Source organism: Parahoeflea alexandrii (assembly GCF_024105735.1).
Classification (GTDB): domain Bacteria; phylum Pseudomonadota; class Alphaproteobacteria; order Rhizobiales; family Rhizobiaceae; genus Hoeflea; species Hoeflea alexandrii.
In genome coordinates this window covers 20,392-27,014 of sequence record NZ_JAAAML010000007.1, presented here as the reverse complement: position 1 = coordinate 27,014, position 6,623 = coordinate 20,392, and the positions used below count along the sequence as shown (strand labels likewise).

Genomic DNA, 6,623 nt, shown 5'->3' with positions numbered 1-6,623 from the left:
CTTGGATTTTGTCACTTTATGTGAGATTGACGCTCTTGGATGTTTTCATCGAGAGCCTGCCATGACAGATCTCTTCCCCGCCGAGATAGACGAGGTGATTTGGGACGAAGCGTGCAGACGAGCTGATGCGATTCGCGGCTTCCTGAAGCGTAATCCTGAGGGCGCGACGGCCGGAGATGTTGCAGAACTCGCGGCCGAGCTCGGCCTGAGCCGAGCGACCGCATATCGGCTGATCAAACTGTTCCGCTCCGGCGGAACCGTGCTGTCTCTTGTGGATCGCAAACGGGGACGCCCCGAGGGACATCGTGCCCTGGGCGAGAAGCGAGAAGAGATCATCCGCGCAACGATCAGCGCATATTACATGAAGCAGACCCGGCCGACGGTTTCGCAGCTGGTCCGTGACGTGCGGACAAACTGCATGTCGGCGGGGCTCAAGCCACCGCATCGCCGGACGGTAGTGGCCCGCCTTAGGGACATCGACCTCCAGAAGCGCGCCAAGCGCCGCGGCGAACAGAAGATTGTGAAGGCGACAACGCCTGTTCCCGGGGGGTTCGGTGCATCACGCCCCCTGGAAGTCATCCAGATGGACCATACGAAGGCCGACATCTTCGTCGTCGACGAGGAGACCCGCCAGCCGCTCGGTCGACCGTGGCTGACGCTGGCGATGGACGTCTGCAGCCGCATGGTGACCGGGTTCTATCTCACGATGGAGGCCCCGTCCCGGCTGTCCACCAGCCTGTGTCTGTTGCACTCGGTCTTCGACAAGTCGGCTTGGTTGAGAGAACGCGAGATCGCCGAGCCGTGGCCCATTGCTGGCCTACCAGACACTGTTCACGTCGACAACGGCGCCGACTTCCGCAGCCGGGCATTCAAGAGAGGATGCCAGGATGCCGGCATCGCGATCGAGTGGCGGCCGCCAGGTGAGCCGCGCTTTGGCGGTCACATCGAGCGGCTTATTGGAACACAAATGGGAAGGCTGCACCTGCTACCCGGGACAACATTCAGCAACGAACAGGAGCTGGGAGAGTACGACTCAAAGCGGCACGCGGCACTGACGCTACGTGAACTCGAGCGGTATATCGCACTCGACATCGTCGGCTCCTATCATCAGTCTATCCACGGCACCCTGGGTCGCCCGCCGATTGCGGTCTGGCGAGAGCACGAGGGGGCGATCCCACTTCGGCTACCTCAGGATCGCATGCGCTTCTGGCTAACTTTCCTGCCTGAGCAGGAGCGAACGTTGCGGCCCACCGGCATTCACTTGTTCGGCCTGCGTTATTGGTCCGCAGCACTCGGCGCCGACGTCGGGCGTTGCGATCGGCGCCTGCTTGTCAAATACGATCCGCGGGATATGGCGCGCGTCTTCGTTCAACGGCCATCGGGAAACTTCGTGGAAGCTCGCTATGCAGATCTGACACTGCCTTCGATCACCCTGCACGAGGCGGTGACCGCCCGACGCACCCTTCTGGCGAAAGGACGCCGTGAAGTCGACACCCGCACTATCGTCCGCACCGCCATCGCACAGCGAGAGTTGGTTGAGGCGGCAACGAAGAAGACGGCGGCGGCACGACGCGGAATCGCTTCGTCGAAATCAAAAGTGGATGATCGGGGATGGGGCTCGCTCCGAGGTGTCGACTCCAGCAAACCTGTACCCTTTGTCGAGGATACAGATTGAGCTGGAGTGAACATGGACGATGAAGTTTACCACCTGACCACCGGTGCCGCAGCGCTGCTTTCTGAAACGAACGAACGGCGCATTCGAACGATACGATCACGCCGCTGGGTTCTCTACCCTCGCGCCAAGCAGGCGCTCGATCGGCTGAGCGCACTCCTCGAGCATCCGCGAGGCACGCGCATGCCTTCGGTCGCGATATACGGCGACAGCGGTATGGGCAAGACTATGATCATGAAGCGCTTCCGGGATGAGCACCCGCCGAGCTTCAATCCTCTGACGGGCACGTTGAAGACGCCGGTCCTGGCCATGGAGATGACGAGCCGCCCAGGAGAGCGACGCTTCTATGCCGAGCTGCTCACCCTTCTCGGCGCGCCTCAGCGGCCTCGTGCCGACATTGCCCAGATGGAACAGGCTGCATTGCGCATCATGGAGGCCATCGGCGTGCAGGTGTTGGTCATCGACGAGGTGCACAACATCCTCGCCGGATCCTATCGCGAGCAGCGCATCGTTCTGAACACTTTGCGCTTCCTCAGCAATCGTCTGCAGATCTCGCTTGTCTGCTTCGGCGTCAACGAGGCGCGGGAGGCGATCAGCGGCGACGTTCAGCTTGCGCGCAGATTTGAGCAGTTCACCTTGAGCCGGTGGGCTGCAAACGAACAGTTCGAGACACTGGTGGCCTCGATCCTGCGCAATACGCCGCTGCGTCGGCCCTCGGTGCTTACGCCGAAATCGTTGCGACGGATTCTGCAGATCACCGAGGGTATCACGGCAAACATCTTCCACATGATCAACAGCCTGGCCGTCGAAGCCATCGAAAACGGCCGCGAGCACATCAATGACGAAGCAGTCGAGAACTGGGAACCAGAGTTCGATGCCGAGGCGGCGTTCGCATGAGTGAGAACACGCCGCCTCGACCGTTGCCGGTGGTGTTGTCGCGCCATTCAGACGAACTCCTGTCATTCTGGATCGGTCGGCATGCCGCCTTCTACGCGGTCCCGCCGCTGGTCATGCTTCGGCATTGCCTGCCGGAGGCCTCCTCATTGCGAGCGGCAGATATGCAGCTGACCGGTGATCAGTAAATCCGCCTGGCCAACATGTTTGCCACCGAGCCGGCCGTGATGCGTCGAATGACTTTCGCAAATGTCGCGCGAGCATCGCGTCGTCTCATTGCCACACGGCCAACGCAGGTCTGCACGAACTGCTCACCTGGTGGCGCTGAACCGGCGCCAATCCTGCGAAGCCAGCATCTGGGGTGGCGCATTACGTGCCCTTTGTGCGGAGACCAACTCCGGGGTCCCGGTAAGCGGGAAATCCCCTCCCCTTTCCAGCAATATCGGAGTGCCGCTCTTCGTGACGAAAAGCTGCTCGACGATGAAGCCGAACGTGGCATCGGGACCTGGACATCACCAGCCGAGATTGCCCGGCTTCTCCTGATGCGACGCATTCCAAGACCTTTCCCGCGCGAGGACGACCTTTGGCGCTTCCGGGTGCTCGGCGCAATCATCCCTGATCTTGACCATGTCGTTGCCGAGCAGGGGGAGAATCTGCCCACGCCAGCAAAGCCGATCCTGCCGCTTCACATGCGACCAGCTCTGCTGGCCGGGGTAACCATCGTTGAGCGTGCTGGACCGGAGATGCTCCAGATGCTGAGTGGTCACATGATGGGCGACAATCGCGTCCGGTTCACTAACGCCGCCGAGAGCATGATGGCTCGAAATCGAATATGGAAAGCTTCATCACAGATGCACTTAATTTGAGAATTTGACTGCCAATATTCTCAAATTTAAATGCCAAAGTTTGGCCAATTCGGCGCATTCTTACAATTTAATGCCAAGCGACACCCGCATTGCACTGTTGCGTTACACAACCGAACATGTTGTCGAAGTTGACGAAAGCGACCCGTCGGTGTGGGATTCGAAAGACGCCCTTCTTTGGATCGACATTAGCGGCCTTCGCGACCATGACCGGATATCGGCAATTTGCGACCGCCTAGGCGTCCATCCACTGGTGATTGCAGACCTGCTTGACACCGATCAACGCCCGAAAACCGAAGTTTCGGGGAAGTGTCTGCACATTGTTTTGAAAATGCCGGTCGGTGGCCCTCCGTTCGAGGCCGACCAACTGACGCTCATTCTGGGCGACGGATTTGTTATCAGTATTCGCGAACACCAGCGCGATTGTTTTGATCCGGTCCGAAAAAGGTTGAATGACGGCGGCACCCGCATCCGGGGTTCATCGGGACAGTTTGGCACGAAGTCCCTGCAGTTCAAGCGTCTCGACGAGTCGCGCTGCCGAAGCCTTCGACATGGTGTCGAATTGGGGTGAGTTTTCTTCGTCCCCAAGCGTCCATTCCAACGGGTCCTCGACAGAGACAGATGCCAGATAAGCAGTGCCTTGGCTTCCTTTCTTGGTGGGCACAGCCCAGATCCGCACGTGCGAGCGTGGCTGGTCCGACCCGTCATTCGAAACCTTGGCGAAGCCCAGGGAATTGGGTCTCGCCTGCCAAAAAGTTGAGATCACGAGCGGTTGAGGGAGCGAACCTCCTACCCAGTCGGCCCAAAGTGCTTTTGACAAAGTGAGGAGGTCCGGTCGCGGCGCCGGCACCCATCCGGCCTTTTGCATGGTGGCCGACAACGCCCCGGCGTCGGGTGCCTCGATGACCATGCTGATTGGTTGGCGAGGTACTCCCGTCAGCGACTCCGTCCGCAGCGAAACGGCACTGGAGGATAGATGCGCCAGATCCAGTGTCCGGATTCCTGAGTTCTCGGCTGATTGGTTTACTGGATCGGAAAAGAGGCTGGCCAATGTCAGCGCGACGGCGAGCCCGGCGCCCATGCTGCCATATGCGACCGTTGCGATCCGATTCGCAGGGCGAGAGTGATTGCCGGTTTCCTTGCGGGACGACCACCACTGGCAAAATGAAATCCCGATCACCAGCCAGAGGCCGCCGACGATATAGCCGTTCACTACGTCAGAGACGTAGTGTTCGATCAGGTAGACGCGGCTGAGCCCGATGGCACAGACAACAGTGGCCGCCGCAAGCATCGCAACGGTCGCCGGCAATAGGCGAATGCGCCAGGCAATGAATAACAGCATGCCCCAGATCGCGACCGAGGCCGCGGCGTGACCGCTCGGAAAGCTCCCGGAGGTTTCCGCGAAATATCCAAGTGGAGAACGCTCCCTGTCGAACAAAACCTTCAGTATCGTCACGGATGCCTGGTTGCCGAGGATCACTATCCAGAGGCCGGTCGCCAGAGCCGATTGCCTCAGGATGAGCAACCCGACCGTCGCGCCTGCGACCAACGGTAGGATGACTTCCCAGCCGCCAAAGGCGGTCACCCATCCGAAGAAGGAGATCAGCCGGGTGTCCCGCATGGCATATAACAAGTTGGCCACGCGCTGATCGGCCTGCGTGACCTCTGTCGACCCGATGAAGTCATAGACTGAGTCGACATATGCGCCCATCAGATACAGGAACAGAACGGCAAGCACGGTGGCGGAAAGTCCCCAGAACCTGCCGGTCTCAAAACGCGCCGCAAGAAATGAGGCGGCTTGCGGATGTCGCGCCCTGATCCGCTCGACAAGCCGCGTCTGTGCAAGTCCGGACACCGTCGATTGCAGGATCATCGCCAAGAGTGGCAGGGATCGCTGTAGCCTGACTATGACAAACCACAGGATGGCGAGGCCAACTAGGATGATTGAGCCGAAGGCGAGGACGCGTGGCGCTGCTGCACCCAGTGTCGAGATAGCGCTTCCGAAGAAATAGCCCGCGGCCGGTAGGCCGAAGGCATAGGGAATTGCGCTGACCAGGTTCCATGACATGAACCGGCGATGCGGCATGCCGGCCATAGCCGCCGTGAACGGCACAAAGGCAGAGAGCGGTCCGAAAAATCGGCCGACGACCAACGCGAACCCGCCATAGCGTGCCAGCAGTGCTTTGGCGCGGATGACGTGTTTCGAATCGGCGTATGCCTGTTGCCGACGAAGACCGCCTTCGGCCAAGCCACCGAGCCGAAAGCTGACCTCGCTGCCGAGAATTGTACCGACGAAGATGAACCAGCCCAGGTCGAAAAAGTCGAGGACGCCCCGTTCGACCAGCATCCCTCCCGCAATGACGGCGATCATGCCGGGTACGACAATCCCGGTGAAGACGATCGCTTCCATCAAAGCAAACAGACCCAAAATCCAGTAGGTCCAGACACCCAGCGCCTGGAGAGATGGCAAGAGTTGATCAAGTGAGAGCGGCAAGAACTGATCCTTTCAATCTGCCAGGGAAGGCTAACGCAATTTTTTGTTGGACATCGAGCGTGTTATCGGCGGGGGAGCTCCGAAGGGGCTGCGCATCACGACCGTTTGCCGAAGTCACCACACGATAGATGTACCAAATCACGAGCGTTGCGATAACGACGTTGGATGCGGGGTTCAACCAGTTCTGGACTTTGTCGTATTGACTTTCGAGAAGATAACCGGCCCCGGCGAAGAAAGCTGTCCAGAGAGCAGTTCCGACCATGGAATATAGAACGAGCTTACCGAGGGGCATGCCCGCCACCCCTGCCGGAACGGAAATAAGTGTTCGAACCGCCGGCACGAGCCTTCCAACGAACACCGCCTTGCCGCCGTGGCGGTCGAACCAAGCCGAGGCTCGATCAATTTCGCCGGGGGTAAGGGTCAGCCAACGCCCACGACGCGCGGACCATCTTTTCAGCCGCTCGGTACCTATCCATACGCCGATATAGTACCACAGAATTGCGCCCAGCAGAGATCCGATCGACCCTGCCAGGACCACCATTACGAGGCTCATCTCGCCACGCGCCGCCGAAAACCCGGCAAGCGGCATGATGAGTTCGGACGGAATAGGAGGGAAGACGTTTTCTGCAAACATGAGAAACGCGACAGCAAAATACCCGCCTTGGTCCACGAGGTTCGTTATCCAGTCAAACACCAACGG

Annotated in this window: 6 protein-coding genes; 4 read left to right on the top strand and 2 right to left on the bottom strand. The window is 59.6% G+C overall.

Annotated features, from left to right (window positions below; translation table 11 throughout):
- Positions 1-61: 61 nt before the first annotated feature.
- The 4 genes from GTW23_RS23185 to GTW23_RS23170 all read left to right on the top strand — a co-directional run bounded on the left by GTW23_RS23185 (position 62) and on the right by GTW23_RS23170 (position 4,000).
- The gene (locus tag GTW23_RS23185; RefSeq protein ID WP_252917718.1) at positions 62-1,675 is read left to right on the top strand and encodes a Mu transposase C-terminal domain-containing protein; all 1,614 of its coding nucleotides are present in this window, start codon (positions 62-64) and stop codon (positions 1,673-1,675) included.
- A gap of 12 nt (positions 1,676-1,687) precedes the next feature.
- Positions 1,688-2,569, top strand: a complete 882-nt coding sequence (locus tag GTW23_RS23180) for a TniB family NTP-binding protein (RefSeq protein WP_252917717.1) — start codon at positions 1,688-1,690, stop codon at positions 2,567-2,569.
- Positions 2,570-3,108: 539 nt separating this feature from the next.
- Positions 3,109-3,432 carry a hypothetical protein gene (locus tag GTW23_RS23175; protein WP_252917716.1) on the top strand — a complete coding sequence of 108 codons (324 nt, stop codon included), beginning with the start codon at positions 3,109-3,111 and terminating at the stop codon, positions 3,430-3,432.
- 4 nt (positions 3,433-3,436) lie between these two features.
- Positions 3,437-4,000 (top strand): CorA family divalent cation transporter, encoded by a 564-nt coding sequence (locus GTW23_RS23170; RefSeq protein ID WP_252917715.1) that lies wholly within the window; start codon positions 3,437-3,439, stop codon positions 3,998-4,000.
- Here GTW23_RS23170 and GTW23_RS23165 read toward each other — a convergent pair.
- A complete protein-coding gene (locus GTW23_RS23165; protein ID WP_252917714.1) occupies positions 3,908-5,923 on the bottom strand; it encodes a bifunctional DedA family/phosphatase PAP2 family protein in 2,016 nt (671 codons plus the stop codon). The two genes, GTW23_RS23170 and GTW23_RS23165, sit on opposite strands and share 93 nt — an antisense overlap.
- On the bottom strand, positions 5,907-6,617 hold the full coding sequence (locus tag GTW23_RS23160) for a DedA family protein (RefSeq protein WP_252917713.1): 711 nt from the start codon (positions 6,615-6,617) through the stop codon (positions 5,907-5,909). The genes GTW23_RS23165 and GTW23_RS23160 overlap by 17 nt, the downstream gene beginning before the upstream one ends.
- Between the last annotated feature and the right edge of the window lie 6 nt (positions 6,618-6,623).